Raw genomic sequence first — 19,858 nt, forward strand, 5'->3', positions numbered from 1 at the left:
CGACACTAGAGCAGCTTGCGCAGCTTGAGCAGGTCGAACGGGTTGGCCTTGATGCGCATCTGACCGGCGGCGACCGCGCGGGTGACGTCGAGGTCGCCGCGGACCAGGGCGAGGAAGTCGTCACTCTTGAGGCTGAGCGCGATCTTCGCCTTGGGGTCGTCGCCGTCGGCGATGTCGATCAGCTGACCGTTGTGCAGGCGGCCGTGGAACGCCGCGTCGAGATCGGTCAGCCGGCACGCCACGGTGCGCTCGAGGTCGAGCCGGCTCTGCGCATCGGCATTGCCCGCCAGCCTCGCGGCCAGTTCGTGCATCGCGTCCCGGCACTCGTCGACGGTGGCCAAACCGCTCTCCCCTCGCGCCACGTGATCTCCCGGCACGGTACCGCACAAGGCCGACATCGGCGCCCGGTAGCGTGGACCCGGAGCCGATCGGGCGTGTTCGACGCCCGCGAGCGGGCCCGGACCGTTGGGGAGAGGACGCAGACGATGCAGGACGCGTGGCGGGCATACCTGGAGCTGGCCCTGGGCGCGACGGAGACGTCGCGGAAGAAGGCCGAGAAGGTCGCCCGCAAGCTCGTCGGCAAGGGCGGCGCGACGGCGGCACAGCTCACCGCGATCGCCGAGGAGATGGTCACCACCAGCGCCGCCAACCGCGAGGCGCTCGTGAAGCTGATCCGGTTCGAGGTCGACAAGGCGCTCGGCCGGGTGGGGCTGGCCACCGCCGACGAGGTCGCCGAGCTCAACACCCGGGTGCGTGACCTCGAGGTCGAGCTGCGCACCGAGAAGGCCCGCGCAGACGCCGCCGAGGCGGTCGCCGTGCCGCCGGCCAAGAGCGCACCCGCCAAGAAGGCCGCGACGAAGGCCGCGCCCGCCGAGAAGGCCGCGCCGGCCAAGAAGGCCGCGACGAAGGCCACGGCCGCGACCACGGCGACGCCGGACCCGACCACGGCCACGCCGGCCAAGAAGACCGTCGCCAAGAAGACCGCCGTCAAGAAGACCGCGCCACCGTCCGCCGCGTCGATCGCCGACGACCTCGACAGCCCCGCCCCGGTCGCCAAGAAGACCGCCCCGCGTAAGACGGCCAAGAAGGCGCCCGCGAAGAAGGCGGGTGGCACGTCGTGACGGCACCCGTCCCGAACCCCGGCATGTTCGCCCGCCCGGCGCCCCCATCCGCGCCGCCCGTCGAGCTGACGCCGCCCGCCGACGGCCTCTCGGGTCACCCGGCCGTCGACGCGGCGATCCGCTCGATGACCAACGCGGCCGAGCTGTCCCCGGCCGACCAGATCGCCGAGTACGAGGCGGCCTACCGCACCCTGCGGGAGACGCTCGCCACCATCGACCAGGCCTGAGCCACCGCGGCACATGGCTCGTCGAAACCGACTCGACACCGAGCTGGTCCGCCGCGGGCTGGCCCGGTCCCGGGAGCAGGCCGCCGAGCTGGTGGACGCCGGCCGGGTCAAGGTCCGTGGCGTGATCGCCCGCAAGGCCGCCGCCATGGTGGACCCGGCCGACCCGGTGCTGGTCACCGGCGACGACCCGACCTGGGTCTCCCGGGGTGCGCACAAGCTGCTCGGCGCCCTCGCCGGCTTTGGCCCGCGAGGGCTGACCGTCACCGGCCGGCGCTGCCTCGACGCGGGCGCGTCCACCGGCGGCTTCACGGAGGTGCTGCTGCGTTCCGGCGCGGCCGAGGTGGTCGCGGTCGACGTCGGCTACGGCCAGCTCGCCTGGTCACTGCGGAACGACCCCCGGGTACGCGTCTTCGAGCGCACCAACGTCCGTACCCTCGAACCCGACCTGATCGGTGGCCCGGTCGCCCTGACCGTCGCGGACCTGTCGTTCATCTCGTTGCGGCTCGTGCTGCCGGCCCTGGCCGCCTGCACCGAACCCGATGGCGACCTCGCGCTGATGGTGAAACCGCAGTTCGAGGTCGGCAAGGAGCGGGTAGGACAGGGCGGTGTGGTCCGTGAGCCGGAGTTGCGTGTCGAGGCGGTGCTCGACGTCGCCGCGGCCGGCGCGGACCTGGGTCTCGGGGTGGCCGGCGTCGTCGCCAGCCCGCTGCCGGGCCCGAGCGGCAATGTGGAATTCTTCGTGTGGTTCCGGCGCGACGCACCGCCTGTCGATCCCGACGCGGTGCGCGCGACCGTCGCCGCCGGCCCGGCGGCAGTCCGCGAGGAGGCGGTCTAGGCATGAGCCGCGTGGCGTTGCTCGTCACCCATACGGGGCGGCGGCGCAGCACCGAGCACGCCCGTACCGTCGCGACCGACCTGATCCGGGCCGGTTTCGAGGTGCGGGTGGTCGCCGACGAGGCCGATGACCTCGAGGTGCCCGGCGTGGTGCCGCGCAGCGACCTGGACGCCGCCGACGGCGCCGAGATCGTGTTCGCGCTCGGCGGTGACGGGACGTTCCTGCGCGCCGCGGAGCTTGCCCGGCCGGCGAAGGCGCCGCTGCTCGGCATCAACCTCGGCAAGGTCGGCTTCCTGGCGGAGGCCGAGATCGACGACCTGGACCAGGCGGTCCGGGACGTGGTCAACCGCGACTACACGGTGGACGAGCGGTTGACCCTGGACGTGCGGGCGGAGCTGACGCCGGGCGGCCAGGTGGTCGAGTCGTGGGCGCTCAACGAGGTGAGTGTCGAGAAGGGACAGCGCGCCGGGATGCTGGAGCTGCTCGTCGACGTCGACGGGCGGCCGCTGTCGCGCTACGGCTGCGACGGCGTGGTCTGCGCGACCCCGACCGGCTCCACGGCGTACGCGTTCTCCGCGGGTGGTCCCGTGGTCTGGCCCGAGGTCGAGGCGCTGCTGCTGGTCCCGATCAGCGCGCACGCGCTGTTCAGCAAGCCGTTGGTGACCGCGCCGACGTCGACGTTCGCCATCACGGTCGACCCGTTCACCACGTTCGCGGTGCTCTGCGCCGACGGCCGCCGCGTCTACGAGCTGCCGCCCGGCGCCCAGGTGACGGTGCAGCGCGGCTCGCTGCCGGTGCGGATCGTCCGGCTGCGCCCCCGTCCGTTCACCGACCGCCTGGTGGCCAAGTTCGGCCTGCCGGTCGACGGCTGGCGCGGCGGCCGGATCTAGGGCCTAGGCGAGCGCGTCGGGCGGGATCGACGGCCAGGTCGCCGAGGAGTTGCGCAGGAAGTAGTCCTCGCCCGGGTCCCAGGTGTGGCCGGTCGCCCGGCGGTGGTAGACGTAGCCGAGCGGATGGGTGCGGTAGATCGTGCCGCCCGCGCGGACCAGCCGCTGGATCAGGCCGAGGTCCACCGACCGGGGCACCGGGCGCCAGCCGCCGACCGCCTCGATGTCGCCCTTGGCGAGCAGCATCGTGCCGCCGGAGACCATCTCGCCGAACGCCTCGGGCGTGCCGGACCGGCGCCGCAGGACCGTGCCGCGGTCCTCGAGGAAGACCAGCTCGCTGCCCTTGCCGACCAGCGTCGCGCCCGAGTAGTGCCGGGCCAGCACCAGGTCCCAGACATGCTCCGGGCCGTAGGTGTCGTCGTCGTCCACCTTGGTCACCAGGGCGCCGGACGCCCGCTCCGTCGCCAGCCCGAGGGCCGTGCCGAAGCTGACCTCGCCAGGCACCTCGACGATCCGGTGCGGCCGCCCGGCCAGTGCCGTCGCCAGGTCCGCGGGCGCGGGCACGCCGTGCAGGCAGACCACGATCTCCAGATTCGGGTACGTCTGCCCGGCGAGCATCGCCAGCACCGGCCCGAGCAACTCGGGGCGGCGGGTCGCCAGGATCGCGCTGACCGCCGGCGGTGAGCCGGCCGCGAGTCCCGTCGCGTGCGCGCGCAGCGCCGCCCGGCGCTGCCGGACGCTACGGGCCTCGACCGCCAGCGGGTCGGCCGCCGGCGGTGGCGCGTCGAGCACCTCCAGCAGGTCGGGTGCCAAGGCCGCCCGGGTGGCGGGCGCCAGCGCGGACGCGTCGACCAGCACGCCGGTCGCGCAGAGCGCGGCCACGGCGGCGGGCCCGGCGTGCCGGCCCACGGTCGCCGCGGCGGCATCCCGCAGCCGGGCCAGCGACGCCGCGTCGAAGGTGGGGGAGTCGAGCACGAGCCGGGGCGCGTCCGGGCCGTACGCGCACGGCCGCCGCCCGCGCGGGTTGATCCGGGTGGCGTCGAACCGGGCCGGCCCCGGCGTGGGCGGGGCGGTGGGCCACGGTGTCGTCGGTGCGAGGGCGGTCAGGGCGCTGCGGATCGCGTCGCCCAGCGGCACGGGGCGGGCGTAGCGCAGCGAGACGACCGCCGAGCCGCGCCGCAGGTGCGGGCGGGCGACCCGGTGGCGGACCAGGTGCGGGGCCGGGGCCACCGGGACCGACCAGGGGGTGTGCCGCCAGTACGCGACCACGACCCGGACCCGGCGGGCCGGCTCGGCCGCGAAGGGGCCGCTCGCCACGTCGCGGAGATGGTCGGTGGAGCCGGCGACGACGAGCGCGCTGTCGCCCACCCGGACGACCCGGGTGCCGACCGCACCGGCGAGCCGTTCGGGCGCGCTGGTGCGCAGGCCGGCGGGGATCAACCGGTGACCCGCTCCAGGGACGGCGCGGCCGGCGCCGGGGCGACGACGGGAGCCGGCGCCGAGCGGGCCGAGAGGCGCTTGCGCACGTTCCAGGCGGCCATCAGGCCCTCGTAGAGGTTGTAGGCGCCGGCGGCGACCAGCCGCTGCTTGACGCCCTCGTTGCCGCCGGGCACGGGTGCCCCGGCGGCCGGCTGATGACGGTGGTACTGCGCGCTCACACGGAGAAAATACGCGCGTCGGCGGCCGCGCGCGATGCGTTCCTCGTGACCGAGGACCTGGAGGCAGTGCCAGATCATCCGGCGGAACATCGCGGCGCGGACGGCGGCGTACCGGGTGGGATCGGCGTTCATGAACGCGAACACCCGGTCCCACTGGAGGAAGACGTCGAAGTGCCGGTCGTCGACCGTACGGGTGATCTGCCGGGGACGCTGGCGGTAGGCGTAGCAGTCGCGGTCGAGCAGCACGATCTTCTCGGCGGCGAGCAGGGCGGGCAGGACGAAGGCGACGTCCTCGTACCAGCCGGCCGGGAAATCGACCGGCAGGAACGACCGGCGGAAGATCTTGGTGCAGGCCAGCCAGAGGTGCTCGACCAGGCGCGGTGCCTCGGCCAGGGTGACCGGGCGGTCCGTCGGCGTGCCGGTCTCCACGCCCGGCAGGTGCGGCTCCACCGAGCCGTCGGCGTAGACCCGCCCGTACCCGAGGACCAGCACGTCGGGATCGAAGGCGCGGAGCCGGTCGACGGCGGCCGCGACGCTGCCGGCCGGCAGCCAGTCGTCGCCGTCGACGAACCAGACGAACTCGCCGGTCGCGGCGGCCACGCCGGCGTTGCGGGCGGCACCCAGGCCGGCGTTGCGGGGCAGCGTGACCACCCGGACGCGGTCGTCGCGGGCCGCGTAGCCGGCCAGGATCGCGGCGCACCCGTCGTCGGAGGCGTCGTCGACGGCCACCACCTCGATGTCACCCGGCTGCGCGAGCACGGAGTCGAGGCAGTCGGCCAGGTAGGCCTCGACCCGGTAGACGGGGACGACCACGCTGATCAGCGGCATGACCACAGAGCGTCCGGAACCCGCCGGGCAGGATCGTGAGCGCCGGACGAACGGCGGGTGACGAAACGGCTGCCAAACGGTTTACCGGCAAAGCGTGCTACCACTTTCGGCGACAACGGGGCGCGGCTGGTCAACTGTCGGACCCCGCTACTACTGTCGTGTCCTGTGCTGGATGAGTTGCGGATTACCGGCCTCGGGGTCATCGAGGACACGACGCTGCCGCTCGCCCGCGGCATGAACGTCATCACCGGCGAGACCGGTGCGGGCAAGACCATGGTGGTCACGGGCCTGGGCCTGCTGTTCGGCGGGCGGGCCGACGCCGGCCGGGTGCGGGCCGACCCGGGGCGCGCGATGGTCGAGGGCCGGCTGCGGCTCGCCGGTGCCGTCGCCACCACCGTCCACACCCGGGTCGCCGACGCCGGTGCCGAGCCCGACGACGACGGGTCCCTGCTGCTCAGCCGGACGGTCACCGCCGAGGGGCGGTCCCGGGCCCACGTCGGCGGCCGGTCCATGCCGGTCTCCACGCTCTCTGAGATCGGCGAGCAGGTGGTCGCCGTGCACGGCCAGTCCGACCAGCTCCGATTGCTGCGCCCGGCCGAGCAGCGCGCCGCGCTCGACCGGTTCGCCGGCGCCGAGCACGAGAAGCTGCTGGGCGAGATGCGCGAGACGTTCGGCCGGTGGCGGGCGGTCGCCGACGACCTCGCCGACCGGCGGCGCAACGCGCGTGAGCGCAACCAGGAGGCCGACCTGCTCCGGCTCGGTCTCGACGAGATCACCCGGGTCGATCCCCAGCCGGGCGAGGACGACGACCTCAAGGCCGAGGCCCAGCGCCTCGAGCACGCCGAGGGGCTGCGGGTCGCGGCGATCGCCGCCTACCAGGCCGTGGCCGGTGACGGCGCCGACGAGGCACCCCACGCCGTCGGGCTGCTCGGCTCGGCCAAGCGCTCGCTCGAGGGCCAGGCCGGCGTCGACGCCAAGCTGGGCGACCTCGCCGCGCGCCTCGACGAGGCCGCCACCCTGATCGGCGACGTGACCGCCGAGCTCTCCTCCTATCTCGACAGCCTCGACGCCGACCCGGCCCGGCTGGAGACGATCTACGGGCGCCGGGCCGACCTGCGCGCGCTCACCCGCAAATACGCCGACGACGTCGACGGTGTCATCGCCTGGGCCGACCGGGCCCGCGGCCGGCTCGGCGAGCTGGACACCTCCGACGACCTGCTCGACGAGCTCGACCGCGAGCGCCAGCGGCTCGAGGACGAGGTCAACGCGCTCGCCCTCCGGGTCACCGCGGCCCGCAAGGAGGCCGCCGGCCGGTTCTCCGAGCAGGTCAGCGTCGAGCTGGCCGGGCTCGCGATGCCGCACTCCCGGGTCGAGGTGGCGGTGGTCCCGGCCGCGGCCACGAGCGCCGAGGGCGCCGACGACGTCGAGCTACGGCTGCTCGCCCACCCCGGCGCACCCGCCCTGCCCCTGCAGAAGGGCGCCTCGGGCGGTGAGCTGTCCCGGGTGATGCTCGCGATCGAGGTGGTCTTCGCCGGCGCGGGCGGCCCGCCGACCCTGGTCTTCGACGAGGTCGACGCGGGCGTCGGCGGCCGGGCGGCGGTCGAGATCGGCCGACGGCTGGCCCGGCTGGCCCGCACCCACCAGGTGCTGGTGGTGACCCACCTGCCCCAGGTGGCCGCGTTCGCCGACCGGCACCTCGTGGTCGCCAAGGACACCGGGGGCGCGGTGACCACCAGCGGCGTCCGCGTCGTCGAGGACACCGAGCGTGCCCGGGAGCTGGCCCGCATGCTCGCGGGTTTGCCCGACTCGGATCTGGGTATCGCGCACGCGGAAGAGTTGCTCGCGGTAGCGGCCCGGGAACGACGCAACTAGACCCAGGTGTCGCACGCCGTGGGTGGGCGGAGACGACCGAAGTAGGGCAGGGTGTGACGGGGGCCACCGCCGCCGGTGGCGCCCGCATGGTTCGCTGAGAGGCGGCGCGCACCGGCCAGATATCCGCGTGCCACAGCAAGCACCCCTGCTCAGGCATGTCGCGACCGCAATTCGTTCGCCGGACATGCCAGGATGGTCACGATGCGTCTACCCACCTTGCGCCGGACCCGGAGCGCCGAACCGGGCACAATCACCGGCACCGCGCGCCTCGACCGCCGGACCAAGCGCCTGGTCGGCCGGTTGCGGCCGGGCGATGTCGCCGTCATCGATCACGTCGACCTCGACCGGGTGGCCGCCGACTCGCTCGTGGCGGTCGGCGTCACCGCGGTGCTCAACGCCAAGCCCTCGATCTCCGGCCGCTACCCCAACCTGGGGCCGGAGGTGCTGGTCAAGGCCGGCATCCCGCTCGTCGACGACCTGGGGGAGAGCGTCTTCCAGCAGCTCCGCGAGGGCGACCAGGTCCGGATCGACGGCAACACCGTGTTCGTCGGCGGCGAGCCGATCGCGCACGGCACCCGCCAGGACACCGAGACGGTCGTGAAGGCGATGGCGGACGCCCGCGAGGGCCTCTCCGTCCAGCTCGAGGCCTTCGCCGCCAACACCATGGAATACCTCAAGCAGGAGCGCGACCTCCTGCTCGACGGGGTCGGGGTCCCCGAGATCGAGACCAGCATCGCCGGGCGTCATTGCCTGATCGTGGTGCGGGGCTACGAATACAAGGACGACCTCGACGTGCTCCGGCCTTACATCCGGGAGTTCAAGCCGGTCCTGATCGGTGTCGACGGCGGTGCCGACGCGCTGGTCGAGGCGGGCTACACGCCCGACATGATCATCGGCGACATGGACTCCGTCACCGACGACGTGCTGCGCTGCGGCGCCGAGGTGATCGTGCACGCCTACCCCGACGGGCGCGCGCCGGGCCTGGCCCGGGTGCACCAGCTCGGGCTCTCCGCGCTGACCTTCCCGGCCGCCGCGACCAGCGAAGACGTCGCGATGCTGCTGGCCGACGAGAAGGGCGCCACGCTCATCGTGGCGGTCGGCACGCACAACAACCTCGTCGAGTTCCTCGACAAGGGCCGCGGCGGGATGGCGTCCACGTTCCTCACCCGTCTCAAGGTCGGTGGCAAGGTGGTCGACGCCAAGGGCGTCAGCCGCCTCTACCGGCAGAGCATCTCGGGCTCCTCGCTGCTGTTACTGGTGCTCAGCGCCGTTTCCGCCATGGCTTCCGCGGTCGCCGTCTCCACCGTGGGCAAGGCCTACCTCGGGGTGCTTTCCGAGTGGTGGAACAATTTGGTCTTCCAACTGGGACAGCTCTTCAGCTAACGGCGGGGCGTTCCCCACCGAAATCAGAAGGCAAACAGCGTGATCAATTTCCGGTACCACGTGGTGTCACTCACCGCGGTGTTCCTGGCCCTCGCCATCGGGCTGGTGGTCGGCACCGCGGCGCTCAACGGCCCGGTCGCCGACTCGCTCAACCAGCGTGTCTCCGAGCTGAAAAAGGACAACACCCAGCTACGGGACTCGGTCTCCAGCCTTCAGGAAGAGGTCAAGCGCGAGGAGGACTTCGCCGCCGAGATGGCGCAGGTGGTCCTCCCGGGCCGGCTGACGGGCCGCAAGGTGCTGATGGTGACCCTGCCGAGCGGCCGCGACCAGGCCGACCAGATCCGCACGATGCTGACCACGGCCGGGGCGACGATCACCGGCCGCATCGAGATGCAGGACTCGTTCTTCCTCCCGGCCAACTCCCAGGAGTTGCTCTACCTGGCCGCGTCGGCAGCGCAGCCGTCGATCCCGGTGACCGGGCTGCCGAGCAACAGCGACGGCGTGGAGACGGCGAGCGCCCTGCTGGCCAGCGGCGTCCTCGACCGCACCCAGGGCACCCCGCCCGCCGCCACCGACCTGACCGCGCTGCTGACCGCGTACGAGAAGGCGAAATACATCAGCTACCCGGACGCCGGCAAGGACAAGGTGACCGAGCCCGCCCAGGCCGTGGTGATCGTCAGCGGCCTGCCCTACGTCGACAAGGACTCGGCGCAGAAGGACCAGGCGGTCGTGACCATGGTCAGCCAGTTCGACAAGCAGGGCTCGGTGGTCGTGGCCGGCAACGGCGCGAGCGACGGCAACGTGGTCGCGGCGATCCGCGGCGACGGCGCGCTGGTCAAGTCGATCAGCACGATCGACAACGCCAACACCACCCAGGGCCAGGTCGTCACCGCGCTGGCCACGGCCGAGATGGTCAACGACAACAAGGCCGGGCAGTACGGCCTCGGCGCCGGAGCCGCCTCGATGATGCCGCAGCAGCCGCAGTGAGCCTCCGGTCCCTGGCCCTCTCCACGGCGGGCGCGCTGGCCGCCCGGGCCACGCTGCGGGCGCTGCGCGGCGTGTCGCACCTCGACCGCACCAACTTCCGCGGCCACACGGTCTCCCTGGCCGCCGGCCCGGCCCTCGCGATCGGCGCCGCCACCAGCGCGGCGGCCGGCGCGGGCAGCCTGCCCCGGGCCGGCGCGGCGCTGGTCGCCGGTCTCGGCTCCGGCGCGGTCGGCTTCTACGACGACGTGGTCGGCGGACGCCCCGAGCACAAGGCCAAGGGCTTCACGGGCCACCTCGGCGCACTCCGCGAGGGCCGGGTGACCAGCGGCCTGATCAAGATCGCCGGGGTCGGCGCGGCCGCCCTGGCCGCCAGCGCCCTGCTCGCCGCCGACGGTCCGCGCCGTGGCCGCCTCGGCACGGTCGTCGACGTCGCTCTCGGTGCTGGGGTGATCGCCGGCACCGCCAACCTGTTCAACCTGCTCGACCTGCGTCCCGGGCGGGCGATCAAGGCCGGCACGATCGTCGCGGCGCCGTTGGCGTCCGGTCCGGTCGGTGGTCTGGTCGCCGGTCCGGTCGGTGCCGCGGCCGGCATCCTCCCCGACGACCTCGGCGAGCGCGTCATGCTCGGCGACGCCGGCGCCAACGCCCTCGGCGCGCTGCTCGGGGTAGGCCTGGCCGCCCGCAGCGGCCGGGTCGGGCGGGCCGTGCTGCTCGCCGGCCTGGCCGGGCTCACCGCGGCCAGCGAACGGGTCAGCTTCACCCAGGTCATCCAGCGGACACCGGGGCTGCGCGAGATCGACGCCCTCGGACGGCGCCCCTGACGACGTGAGCGTGTCCACCCCTCCCGGCACCGCCGTCCCCCCTCCGGTGCCCGGCCCGCGTGTCGCGCGGGCCGCGGGCCTGATCGGCGGGCTGACCGTGCTGAGCCGGCTCGCCGGCTTCGGGCGCACCGCCGTGCTCGGCTGGCTGGTCGGCTCGACGCTGCTCGGCTCCGCGTACGTCACCGCGAACACCGTCCCCAACATCATCTTCGAGATCGTCGCCGGCGGTGCCCTGGCGGCGTTGGTCGTGCCCCTGCTGGCCGGCGCGGTGACGGCCGGCGACCGGCGCTCCGAGGCGACCACGGTCGCGGCCCTGCTGACCTGGACGCTGACGGCGCTCGTGCCGCTGGCGGTGGTCGTGGGCCTGCTGGCCGGCCCGATCATCGACGGCCTCGCCGGCGACCTCTCCGCTCCGGCCCGCGACGCCGGCGTGCTCATGCTGCGGGTCTTCGCGCCGCAGCTACCGCTCTACGGCATCGGCATCGTGCTCACCGGCGTGCTCCAGTCACACCGCCGGTTCGCCTGGCCGGTCATCGCGCCGCTGCTGTCCAGCGTGGTGGTCGCCGCGACCTACGGCCTGTTCGCCGCCGTCGAGGGCGTCCGGGCCGACGTGCCCGGGGTCGGCGTCGCGGGCCAGCTCATCCTCGCGGTCGGCACCACGCTCGGGGTCGTGGTGCTCTCGCTCTGCCTGGTCGTCCCGGTCCGCGGTCTGGGCCTGCGGCTGCGCCCGACGTGGCGGTTCCCGGCCGGGTCGGGCCGGTCCGCGCTGCACCTGGCGGGCGCCGGCGTGGTCACCGTCGGCCTCCAGCAGGTCGCCGTCCTGATCACGCTCCGGCTGGCCAACGACGGTCCACAGGGCACCGCGGTGGTGTTCACCGTGGCCCAGGCCGTCTACCTGCTGCCCTGGGCCATCCTGGCCGTGCCCGTCGCGACGGCCGTCTACCCGGCGCTGGCCGCCGCGCACAGCACCGGCGACCACCCGGGCTACCGGGACCGGCTCGCCCCGGCGGCGCGCGGCGTGCTGCTGCTGAGCTGCCTCGGTGCCGCCGCGCTGTTCGCGGTCGCCGAACCGGTCGCCGGCTTCTTCGCGCTGGCCGGCCTCGGCGGTGCGGTCGCCGGCTTCGCGCCGGGCCTGATCGGGTACGGCCTGTTCGCCATCCTGACCCGCGCCCTCTACGCCCGCGGCCTGCCCAGGCCCGCCGCGGCCGCCACCGCGGCCGGCTGGGCCGTCGTCTCTGTCGCCGCCGTGGCGCTCGCGGCGGGCTTCGCCACCGAACGCCGGTTGGTCGCCCTGACGCTGGCCAACTCGATCGGCATGCTGGTCCTCGGCGCCCTGCTGGTGCTGGTCGTGCACCGCCGGGCCGGCACCGCCGCGCTGGCCGGCTTCGGCCGGGCGCTGCTGGTCGGCCTGACCGCCGGTGCCGCCGCGGCCGCCGCCGGGTGGGCGGTGGCCGACACGCTCAGCGGCGGCAGCGTCGCGAGCAAGCCGAACGCGCTCTGGCACGGTGTCGTCGCGGGCATCGTGGTCGCGATGGTCTTCGTCGCCGTCGCGTACCCCCTGGACCGCCACGACGTGCGCCCCGCCGTGGCCGCGATCCGCCGTCGCCTGCGCCGCGCGACCGGTTGACGCGCCACCCGAATGGGCATGCACATGCGCATCACCGAGAATGAACCGCGGGCCGCGTACGAATGACCGAAGCGTGACAGCGATTCGGCCGGACCCGCTTTATCGGCACCGCCGGTGGCCGAGGTCCCGATAGCATCGCCGCACGACCCGGGACGGCTTGCCGCGCGGGACGCACGGGGGAGGGGAGTGGGGGCGTGACCGACGCCGAGCACGCGCACCGCTGGACGGGTGCCGTCTGCCTGGTGCTGGCCTCCAGCACCGGCGGGGTCGGTCAGCACGTGACCTCGCTCGTCCGCGGGCTGAGCGCCGCCGGCGCGACGGTCACCGTCGCCGGCCCGGCCGCCACCGAGGCCCAGTTCCAGTTCACGGCGGCCGGCGCTGCCCGGTTCGTGCCGGTCGAGATCCCGGCCAGCCCGACGCTCAACGACCGCCGGGCGATCGGCGCCCTGCGCGCCGCCTTGAGCGAGGACGTCGACGTGGTGCACGCCCACGGTCTGCGCGCCGGGCTGGTCGCCGTGCTGGCCAAGCCGCGCCAGCCCGTCGTCGTCACCTGGCACAACGCGGTGCTGGCCCGCCGGCTGCGCGGCTACGCGTCCCGGCTCGCCGAGCGCATGGTGGCCCGCAACGCCGACATCTGCCTGGGCGCCTCCGAGGACCTGGTCGCCCGCGCCCGGGCCCTGGGCGCCCGCGACGCCCGGCTCGCCCCGGTGGCCGCGCCCGAGTTGCCCGAGCCCCGGCGGGGCCGGGCCGCCGTCCGGGCCGAGTTCGGCCTGCACCGCGACCAGGCCGTGGTGCTCTCGGTCGGTCGCCTGCACCCGCAGAAGCGCTACGACGTGCTGGTCGAGGCGGCCGCGACCTGGCGCGACATCCGGCCCGTGCCGGCCGTGCTGGTCGCCGGCTCCGGGCCCGCCTACCTGCCGCTGGCGGCGCTGATCTCCACCGCGCACGCGCCGGTCACCCTGCTGGGGCACCGCGGCGACGTCGCCGACCTGCTCGAGGCCGCCGACGTGGCGGTCGTCACCAGCGACTGGGAGGCCCGGCAGCTGTTCGCGCAGGAGGCGCTGCGGGCAGGCGTCCCGCTGGTCGCCACCGCCGTCGGCGGCCTGCCCGACCTGGTCGGGGACGCGGCGGTGCTGGTCCCACCGGGTAACGTCGCGGCCGTGGCGGAAGCGGTCCGGGAGATGCTGGGCGACGAGGCGAAGCGCGCCGAATACCGGGCGCGCGGGTTGCAGCGCGCCAAGACCTGGCCGACCGAGGAGGCCACGGTCACCCAGCTCGACCGCATCTACGCGGAGCTCGCGCCGACATGATCCGCCGGCTCACCCCGTACCTCCTCGTGGTCCTGTCCCTGGCCGGCGGTCTGGCCGCGCTGTCGATGCGGCCGGCGACCGCGGAGACGAAGCGCTCCGCCGACTACGTGGTCGTGGTGGGCATCCCCGGGCTGCGCTGGGAGGACGTCACCCAGAACGGCACACCCCACCTGTGGCGGCTGGCCGAGCACGGCTCGATCGGCTCGCTCTCGGTGCGCTCGGCGCTCAAGCCGACCTGCCCCGTCGACGGGTGGCTGACGCTCGGCGCCGGCAACTTCGCGGGCTGGCGGCGGACGACCCCGGTCACCGGGCCCTGCCCGCCGCTGAGCGTCGACATCGAACGCCCCGACGGCATCGGCGCGTTCCTGCCCGACCTCGACCGCCAGGCCGTCCAATACAACCAACAGTCGCAGACCTGGGGCGCGGTGCCGGGCGCGCTGCCGCAGTCGGTGCGCTGCACGTCCGCGATCGGGCCGGGTGCGGCGGTGGCGGCCGCCCGACCGTACGGGCGGGTCGACAACTACGAGCCCGAGCTGCCCGCCAACCCCGAGCCGCTGCTCGGCCGCTGCACGCTCAGCATGGTCGACCTCGGCTCCGTCAGCGGCGACGACGAGGCCGTCCGCCGCACGGCTGCCGCCCGCGCCGACGCGGTGCTGGCCCGGGTGCTCGCCGCCCGCCCGAAGAACTCGCTGGTGCTGGTCGCGGGGCTCGCCGACACCGATCAGGCGAGCCGGCTGCACGTGGCGATCGCCGACGGGCCCGGCTGGGACGGCGGCTGGCTGACCTCGCCCGGCACCGGGCGGGACGGCTACGTCCAGCTCGTCGACCTCGCGCCGACGGCGCTCACCGCGCTCAACCGGCCCCGCCCGGAGCGGCTGTTCGTCGGCCAGCCGGCGACGTCGGTGCCGGGCAGGCCGGAGAAGCTGCCCGAGGCGGTGGTCTTCCCGGCCGACGCCGACCGGGAGGCCGGCGCGCAGCAGAACGTGGCGACCTGGTTCTTCGGCATCCTCGCCCTGGTGCAACTGGGGCTCGCGATCACGGTGGTGCCGCTGTTGCGCGGGGCACGCCGGCACGTCGGCGACGACAAGGCGGTCCGCAGGCCGATCAGCGGCGTCGTGGAGGTCCTGCTGGTCGCGTCGGCCCTGGCGATCCCCGCCGCGCTCGTCGCCGATCTGGTGCCCTGGTGGCGGGGCGGCCACCCCGGCTGGCTGTTCGCCGCCGTCCTCGTCTTCGTGCTGGCCGCCTCGACGGCCGTGGTCCGGCTCGCGCCCGCCTGGCGGCAGACCCTCGGGCCGCTGGCCATGGTGGTCGGCGCGGCGGCCGTCGTCGTCGGCCTCGACCTGTGCACCGGCGCGCGGCTGCAGCTCAACGGCGTGGCCGGCTACTCGGTCCTGGAAGGCAACCGGTACTCGGGCGTCGGCACCGTCGGCCTGGGCGTTTTCATCGCCGGCGTCCTGTTCGGCGCCGGCGCGCTGGCCCAGCGGTTCGCCCGCTCGTGGCGCCCGTTCGTCGTGGTCGTCGCCGGCGGCATCGGCGTCTTCCTCGTCGGCAGCCCCTACCTGGGCGCCGACCCGATCGGCGCGGTGGCGCTGACCGCGGGTGTGTGCATCGCCACGGCGCTGAGCACCGGGGGGTGGCTCACCCTCGGCCGGCTGGCGGCCGCGTCGGTGGCCGGCGTCGCCGTGACCGCGGTGTTCGCCTGGATCGAGACGCGCCGGCCGGCCGCCGAGCGCGGCAGCCTGGGCCGGTTCGTGTCCGCGCTGGGCGACGGCACCGGCGGCACCACGCTGCAGCGGACCAGCAAGGCGAGCATGGACGCGCTGGTCAACAGCCCGCTGACGCTGCTGGCCGTGGTCGGGGCGGTGCTGCTCTGGGTCGTGCTGCTGCGGCACTGGGGCGGCCTGCGCCGGGCGTACGGGCTGTATCCGTCGGTGCGGGCCGGTGCGATCGGGATCGGCGTCGCGGTGCTGCTCGGCGGGCTGCTGGGCGGCACGGGGCTCGAGTTGGCCGGCGCGGCCGCGGCCGTCGCGATGCCGATGGCGGCGTTGACCGCGCTGCGGGTGCTCGACCACGCGAGCGACTTCACCCGGCCGGCTGAACCCGAGGCGGCCGAGGGGGCGCTCACCAGGGGTGTCGGCGCGGGGTGACCGCACAGACGTGTTACCGTGGAATCCCGTGGATCGCATGATCGCGACCTTGACAAACGACCACGGGAGCAGGCCTTGGCCCCTTCAGGACGGCTGACCAAGCACATCTTCGTCACCGGGGGTGTCGCCTCCTCACTCGGGAAGGGCCTCACCGCCTCCAGCCTCGGCAATCTGCTGAGCGCGCGCGGCCTCCGGGTCGTGATGCAGAAGCTGGACCCCTATCTCAACGTCGACCCCGGCACGATGAACCCGTTCCAGCACGGTGAGGTGTTCGTCACCGAGGACGGGGCCGAGACCGACCTCGACGTCGGCCACTACGAGCGGTTCCTCGACCGCGACCTGTCGGGCAAGGCGAACGTCACCACCGGCCAGGTCTACTCCGACGTGATCGCCAAGGAGCGGCGCGGCGAATACCTCGGCGACACCGTCCAGGTGATCCCGCACATCACCAACGAGATCAAGGCCCGGATCCGGGCGATGGGCGACCCCGACGAGGAGGGCCGCACCCCGGACGTGGTGATCACCGAGGTCGGCGGCACGGTCGGCGACATCGAGTCGCTGCCCTTCCTGGAGGCGATCCGCCAGGTCCGCCACGAGGTCGGCCGGGACAACTGCTTCTACCTGCACGTCTCGCTGGTGCCCTACCTGGCGCCGTCGGGCGAGCTCAAGACGAAGCCGACCCAACACTCGGTCGCGGCGCTGCGCAACATCGGTATCCAGCCCGACGCGCTGGTCTGCCGCTCCGACCGGGAGATCCCCGAGAAGCTCAAGCACAAGCTGTCGCTCTACTGCGACGTCGACCGCGAGGCCGTCATCGCCGCGCCGGACGCGCCGAGCATCTACGACATCCCCAAGGTGCTGCACCGCGAGGGTCTCGACGCGTACGTCGTGCGCCGCCTGGGCCTGTCGTTCCGTGACGTCGACTGGACCGCCTGGGACGACCTGCTGGAGCGGGTGCACCACCCGCGGCACACGGTGACCGTGGCCCTGGTCGGCAAATACGTGGACCTGCCCGACGCCTACCTCTCGGTGAGCGAGGCGATCCGGGCAGCCGGCTTCCACCACACGGCCCGCGTGCAGATCCGCTGGGTACGCAGCGACGACTGCGTGACCCCGCAGGGCGCGGCGGCCGCGCTGGCCGGTGTCGACGGCATCGTGATCCCGGGCGGCTTCGGCGTCCGCGGCATCGAAGGCAAGGTCGGCGCGGCGCACTTCGCCCGCGAGAACGGCATCCCGACCCTCGGCCTCTGCCTCGGGCTGCAGTGCATGACCATCGACGTCGCCCGCAACATGTCCGGCCTGGCCGACGCCAACTCGCTGGAGTTCGACGCCACCGCGGGCCACCCCGTGATCGCGACGATGGCCGACCAGGAGCAGATCGTCGCCGGGAAGGGCGACATGGGCGGCACGATGCGGCTCGGCGCCTACCCGGCCAAGCTCACCCCGGGCTCGCTGGTCGCCGAGGCGTACGGCACGACCGAGGTCTCCGAGCGGCACCGCCACCGGTACGAGGTCAACAACGCCTACCGGGACGCGCTGACCAAGGCCGGCCTGCAGATCAGCGGCACGTCGCCGGACGGCCGGCTCGTCGAGTTCGTCGAGCTCGACCGGGACCTGCACCCGTTCTTCGTGGCGACCCAGGCGCACCCCGAGCTGAAGAGCCGGCCGACCCGGCCACACCCGCTGTTCGCCGCGTTCGTGAAGGCCGCGGTCAACTACTCGCTGGCCGACCAGCTCCCGGTCGACCAGCTCACCGCCGAGCCCGAGCTGGCCGGCAACGGGCGGGCCGGCGCGAGCGCCGCCTCGTGACCGGGGCGCACGCCTACGCGGTGCTGGACCGGGTCGAGCGGTTCTCCGGCCGGGTGTTCAGCGTGGTCACCGACCGGGTCACCATGCCCGGCGGTGGCCAGGCCGACCGCGACTACGTGCGACACGTGGGCGCGGTCGGCGTGGTCCCGCTCCGCGACGACGGCAGCGTGCTGCTGGTCCGGCAGTACCGGCACCCGATCGGCAAGGTGCTCTGGGAGCTGCCGGCGGGCCTGGTCGACGTGGCCGGCGAGCCGCCGGCCGACACCGCCGCCCGCGAGCTGCGCGAGGAGGCCGACCTGCGCTGCGAGCGGCTCGACCTGCTGGTCGACCTGCACACCTCGCCGGGCTTCTCGGACGAGCTGATCCGGCTGTTCCTCGCCCGCGGGCTGTCGGCGGTGCCGGACGCGGAGCGCTTCGAGCGCTCCGACGAGGAGGCGGAGATCACCGTCGAGTGGGTCCCGCTGGACACGGCGGTGGCCATGGCGCTGCGCGGCGAGATCACCAACGCGGCCGCGGTGGCCGGCGTCCTCGCCGCGGCCCGCGTCCGCGACGAGGACTGGCGCCCACTGCGCGCCGCCGGGACGCCCCTGGTCCGCTAGTTGGTTCGTCAACGACGCCGCAGCGTCGCGTCCAGCAGGGCCGGTCGGGCGTCGTTCTTCTCGTGCGGCGCCAGGTCGACGCCCGGCGCGACGATCGCGTCGATCGCGTCGAGGACGTCGCCGGTCAGCACGGTGTCGGCGGCGGCCAGGTGCGACGCCAGGTGGTCCCGGGTGCGGGGGCCGATGATCGCGCTGGTCACGCCGGGATGCGCGGTGACGAACCCGAGCGCGAGCTGGATCATCGTCAGGCCGGCGTCGGCGGCGAGCTTGGCGAGCCGGTCGACCGCGTCGAGCCGGGTCTGGTTGGCAGGAGTGGTGGTGTCGAAGCGGGCCGGCATGAACGTCGAGCGGTTGGTGGCGATCTCCCGGCCCGACCGGATCGCGCCGGAGAGCCAGCCCGAGGCGAGCGGGCTCCAGGCCAGCACGCCGAGGCCGTACTCCTGGGCCACCGGCAGCACGTCGGCCTCGATCCCGCGCTGGAGGATCGAGTAGCTCGGCTGTTCGGTGACGTAGCGGCCGAGGTGGTGCGCGTCCGCCGCCCACCGCGCCTGCACGATCCGGTACGCCGGGTAGGTCGACGTGCCGAAGTAACGGATCTTGCCGGCCCGGCGCAGGTCGGTCAGCGCCGCCAGCGTCTCCTCGTCGCCGGTGTCCGGGTCCCAGCGGTGCACCTGGAACAGGTCGACGTGGTCGACGCCGAGCCGGCGCAGGCTGTCGTCGAGGGCGGTGACCAGCCAGCGGCGCGAGCCGCCACGGTGGTTGCGCTCGTCACCCATCGGCAGGCTCGCCTTCGTCGCCAGCACGAGGTCGTCACGCCGGCCGGCGATCGCCGCGCCGACGAGCTCCTCCGACTCGCCCGCGCCGTACGCGTCGGCGGTGTCGACGAGGTTGATCCCGCCCTCCAGCGCGGCGTCGACGATCGCGGTCGCCTCCGCCTGGGTGGTGCGGCCGATGGCGCCGAAGTTCATCGCTCCGAGCGCGAGGGAGCTGACCCGCACGCCTGTGCGGCCCAGGACGCGGTACTGCATGGTGGTCCTCCGGTCTGGCATCATAAAAGCGGAACGTTGCTCCGTTAAAGATACGGAACGTTGTTCCGCTTGCCATCGGGGAGGAGCGACTGTGTCGGAGCGCACGAAGCGGGCCGACGCCCGGCGCAACCGGGAGACCCTGCTCGACGCCGCCGCGGCCGTGTTCGTGACGTCGGGCGTGGACGCGCCGGTGCGCGACATCGCCGCCCGGGCGGGCGTCGGCGTAGGCACCATCTACCGGCATTTCCCGGCCCGGGCCGACCTGATCATCGCGGTCTACCGGCACCAGGTCGACGCGTGCGCCGCCGCCGGCCCGGACCTGCTGGCCGCCGCCGCGACCCCGTACACCGCCCTCGCGCGGTGGATCGACCTGTTCGTCGACTTCCTCGTCACCAAGCACGGGCTCGCCGGCGCGCTGGGCTCCGACGACACGGGCCTGGCCGCGCTGCACGCGTACTTCCTGGACCGGTTGGTACCCGTGTGCGCCGAGTTGCTCGACGCGGCGGGCGCGGCGGGCGAGATCCGCACCGATCTCGACGCGTACGCGTTCCTGCGCGGCGTCGGCAACCTCTGCATCGGCGCCGGCAACGATCCCCGCTACGACCCCCGCCGGCTCGTCGGGGTCCTCGTCGCGGGCCTGCGCCACGTGCCCTGACCGGAGCCGCCGGGCGATACTGAAATCGCGTCTGTGGCGTGCGGATGCGGCCCCGTGACCCGGG

General features: G+C 74.2%; 18 protein-coding genes. 14 read left to right on the top strand and 4 right to left on the bottom strand.

The window, feature by feature from the left end; translation table 11 throughout:
• Positions 1-5 precede the first annotated feature (5 nt).
• A complete protein-coding gene (locus Asi02nite_RS25320; protein WP_203716412.1) occupies positions 6-341 on the bottom strand; it encodes an SCP2 sterol-binding domain-containing protein in 336 nt (111 codons plus the stop codon).
• A 144-nt stretch (positions 342-485) separates the two neighbouring features.
• On the opposite strand from Asi02nite_RS25320, the gene Asi02nite_RS25325 reads away from it, so the two are divergent.
• Genes Asi02nite_RS25325 through Asi02nite_RS25340 form a run of 4 tightly spaced genes read left to right on the top strand, consistent with a single transcriptional unit; the run spans position 486 to position 3,073 of the window.
• Positions 486-1,121 (top strand): phasin family protein, encoded by a 636-nt coding sequence (locus Asi02nite_RS25325; RefSeq protein ID WP_203716413.1) that lies wholly within the window; start codon positions 486-488, stop codon positions 1,119-1,121.
• A gap of 23 nt (positions 1,122-1,144) precedes the next feature.
• Positions 1,145-1,348 carry a hypothetical protein gene (locus tag Asi02nite_RS25330; protein WP_373312326.1) on the top strand — a complete coding sequence of 68 codons (204 nt, stop codon included), beginning with the start codon at positions 1,145-1,147 and terminating at the stop codon, positions 1,346-1,348.
• Positions 1,349-1,361: 13 nt separating this feature from the next.
• Positions 1,362-2,183: a TlyA family RNA methyltransferase gene (locus Asi02nite_RS25335; RefSeq protein ID WP_203716415.1), complete on the top strand. Its 822-nt coding sequence runs from the start codon at positions 1,362-1,364 to the stop codon at positions 2,181-2,183.
• 2 nt (positions 2,184-2,185) lie between these two features.
• Entirely contained in the window at positions 2,186-3,073 is an 888-nt protein-coding gene (locus Asi02nite_RS25340) for an NAD kinase (RefSeq protein WP_203716416.1), read from the top strand.
• Positions 3,074-3,076: 3 nt separating this feature from the next.
• On the opposite strand, the gene Asi02nite_RS25345 is transcribed toward Asi02nite_RS25340, so the two are convergent.
• Positions 3,077-4,510, bottom strand: a complete 1,434-nt coding sequence (locus Asi02nite_RS25345) for a glycosyltransferase family 2 protein (protein ID WP_203716417.1) — start codon at positions 4,508-4,510, stop codon at positions 3,077-3,079.
• The gene (locus tag Asi02nite_RS25350; RefSeq protein ID WP_203716418.1) at positions 4,507-5,556 is read right to left on the bottom strand and encodes a glycosyltransferase family 2 protein; all 1,050 of its coding nucleotides are present in this window, start codon (positions 5,554-5,556) and stop codon (positions 4,507-4,509) included. Before Asi02nite_RS25350 ends, Asi02nite_RS25345 begins: the two co-directional genes overlap by 4 nt.
• 165 nt (positions 5,557-5,721) lie before the next feature.
• Here Asi02nite_RS25350 and recN point away from each other — a divergent pair, with 165 nt between their 5' ends.
• The 9 genes from recN (at position 5,722) to Asi02nite_RS25395 (ending at position 18,111) form a co-directional block, all read left to right on the top strand.
• Positions 5,722-7,428: a DNA repair protein RecN gene (gene recN / locus Asi02nite_RS25355; RefSeq protein ID WP_203716419.1), complete on the top strand. Its 1,707-nt coding sequence runs from the start codon at positions 5,722-5,724 to the stop codon at positions 7,426-7,428.
• A 201-nt stretch (positions 7,429-7,629) separates the two neighbouring features.
• A complete protein-coding gene (gene steA, locus Asi02nite_RS25360) occupies positions 7,630-8,811 on the top strand; it encodes a putative cytokinetic ring protein SteA (protein WP_203716420.1) in 1,182 nt (393 codons plus the stop codon).
• A gap of 39 nt (positions 8,812-8,850) precedes the next feature.
• On the top strand, positions 8,851-9,798 hold the full coding sequence (locus Asi02nite_RS25365) for a copper transporter (protein WP_203716421.1): 948 nt from the start codon (positions 8,851-8,853) through the stop codon (positions 9,796-9,798).
• On the top strand, positions 9,795-10,619 hold the full coding sequence (locus Asi02nite_RS25370) for a hypothetical protein (RefSeq protein ID WP_203716422.1): 825 nt from the start codon (positions 9,795-9,797) through the stop codon (positions 10,617-10,619). Before Asi02nite_RS25365 ends, Asi02nite_RS25370 begins: the two co-directional genes overlap by 4 nt.
• 10 nt (positions 10,620-10,629) lie before the next feature.
• Positions 10,630-12,246, top strand: a complete 1,617-nt coding sequence (gene murJ / locus Asi02nite_RS25375; RefSeq protein WP_239127066.1) for a murein biosynthesis integral membrane protein MurJ — start codon at positions 10,630-10,632, stop codon at positions 12,244-12,246.
• A 194-nt stretch (positions 12,247-12,440) separates the two neighbouring features.
• On the top strand, positions 12,441-13,556 hold the full coding sequence (locus Asi02nite_RS25380) for a glycosyltransferase family 4 protein (RefSeq protein WP_203716423.1): 1,116 nt from the start codon (positions 12,441-12,443) through the stop codon (positions 13,554-13,556).
• The gene (locus Asi02nite_RS25385) at positions 13,553-15,703 is read left to right on the top strand and encodes a hypothetical protein (protein WP_203716424.1); all 2,151 of its coding nucleotides are present in this window, start codon (positions 13,553-13,555) and stop codon (positions 15,701-15,703) included. Before Asi02nite_RS25380 ends, Asi02nite_RS25385 begins: the two co-directional genes overlap by 4 nt.
• A gap of 75 nt (positions 15,704-15,778) precedes the next feature.
• Positions 15,779-17,512, top strand: coding sequence for a CTP synthase (gene pyrG / locus Asi02nite_RS25390; RefSeq protein WP_203716425.1), 1,734 nt, complete (start codon positions 15,779-15,781; stop codon positions 17,510-17,512).
• On the top strand, positions 17,509-18,111 hold the full coding sequence (locus Asi02nite_RS25395; RefSeq protein ID WP_239127070.1) for an NUDIX domain-containing protein: 603 nt from the start codon (positions 17,509-17,511) through the stop codon (positions 18,109-18,111). Before pyrG ends, Asi02nite_RS25395 begins: the two co-directional genes overlap by 4 nt.
• Before the next feature lie 8 nt (positions 18,112-18,119).
• Here Asi02nite_RS25395 and Asi02nite_RS25400 read toward each other — a convergent pair whose 3' ends face one another.
• Positions 18,120-19,139: an aldo/keto reductase gene (locus tag Asi02nite_RS25400; protein ID WP_203716426.1), complete on the bottom strand. Its 1,020-nt coding sequence runs from the start codon at positions 19,137-19,139 to the stop codon at positions 18,120-18,122.
• Positions 19,140-19,230: 91 nt separating this feature from the next.
• Between Asi02nite_RS25400 and Asi02nite_RS25405 the strand changes: the two genes are divergently transcribed.
• Complete coding sequence (locus tag Asi02nite_RS25405) at positions 19,231-19,794, top strand: TetR/AcrR family transcriptional regulator (RefSeq protein ID WP_239127072.1); 564 nt, start codon at positions 19,231-19,233, stop codon at positions 19,792-19,794.
• Positions 19,795-19,858 lie beyond the last annotated feature (64 nt).

This window comes from Asanoa siamensis, from assembly GCF_016862555.1.
Lineage (GTDB): Bacteria > Actinomycetota > Actinomycetes > Mycobacteriales > Micromonosporaceae > Asanoa > Asanoa siamensis.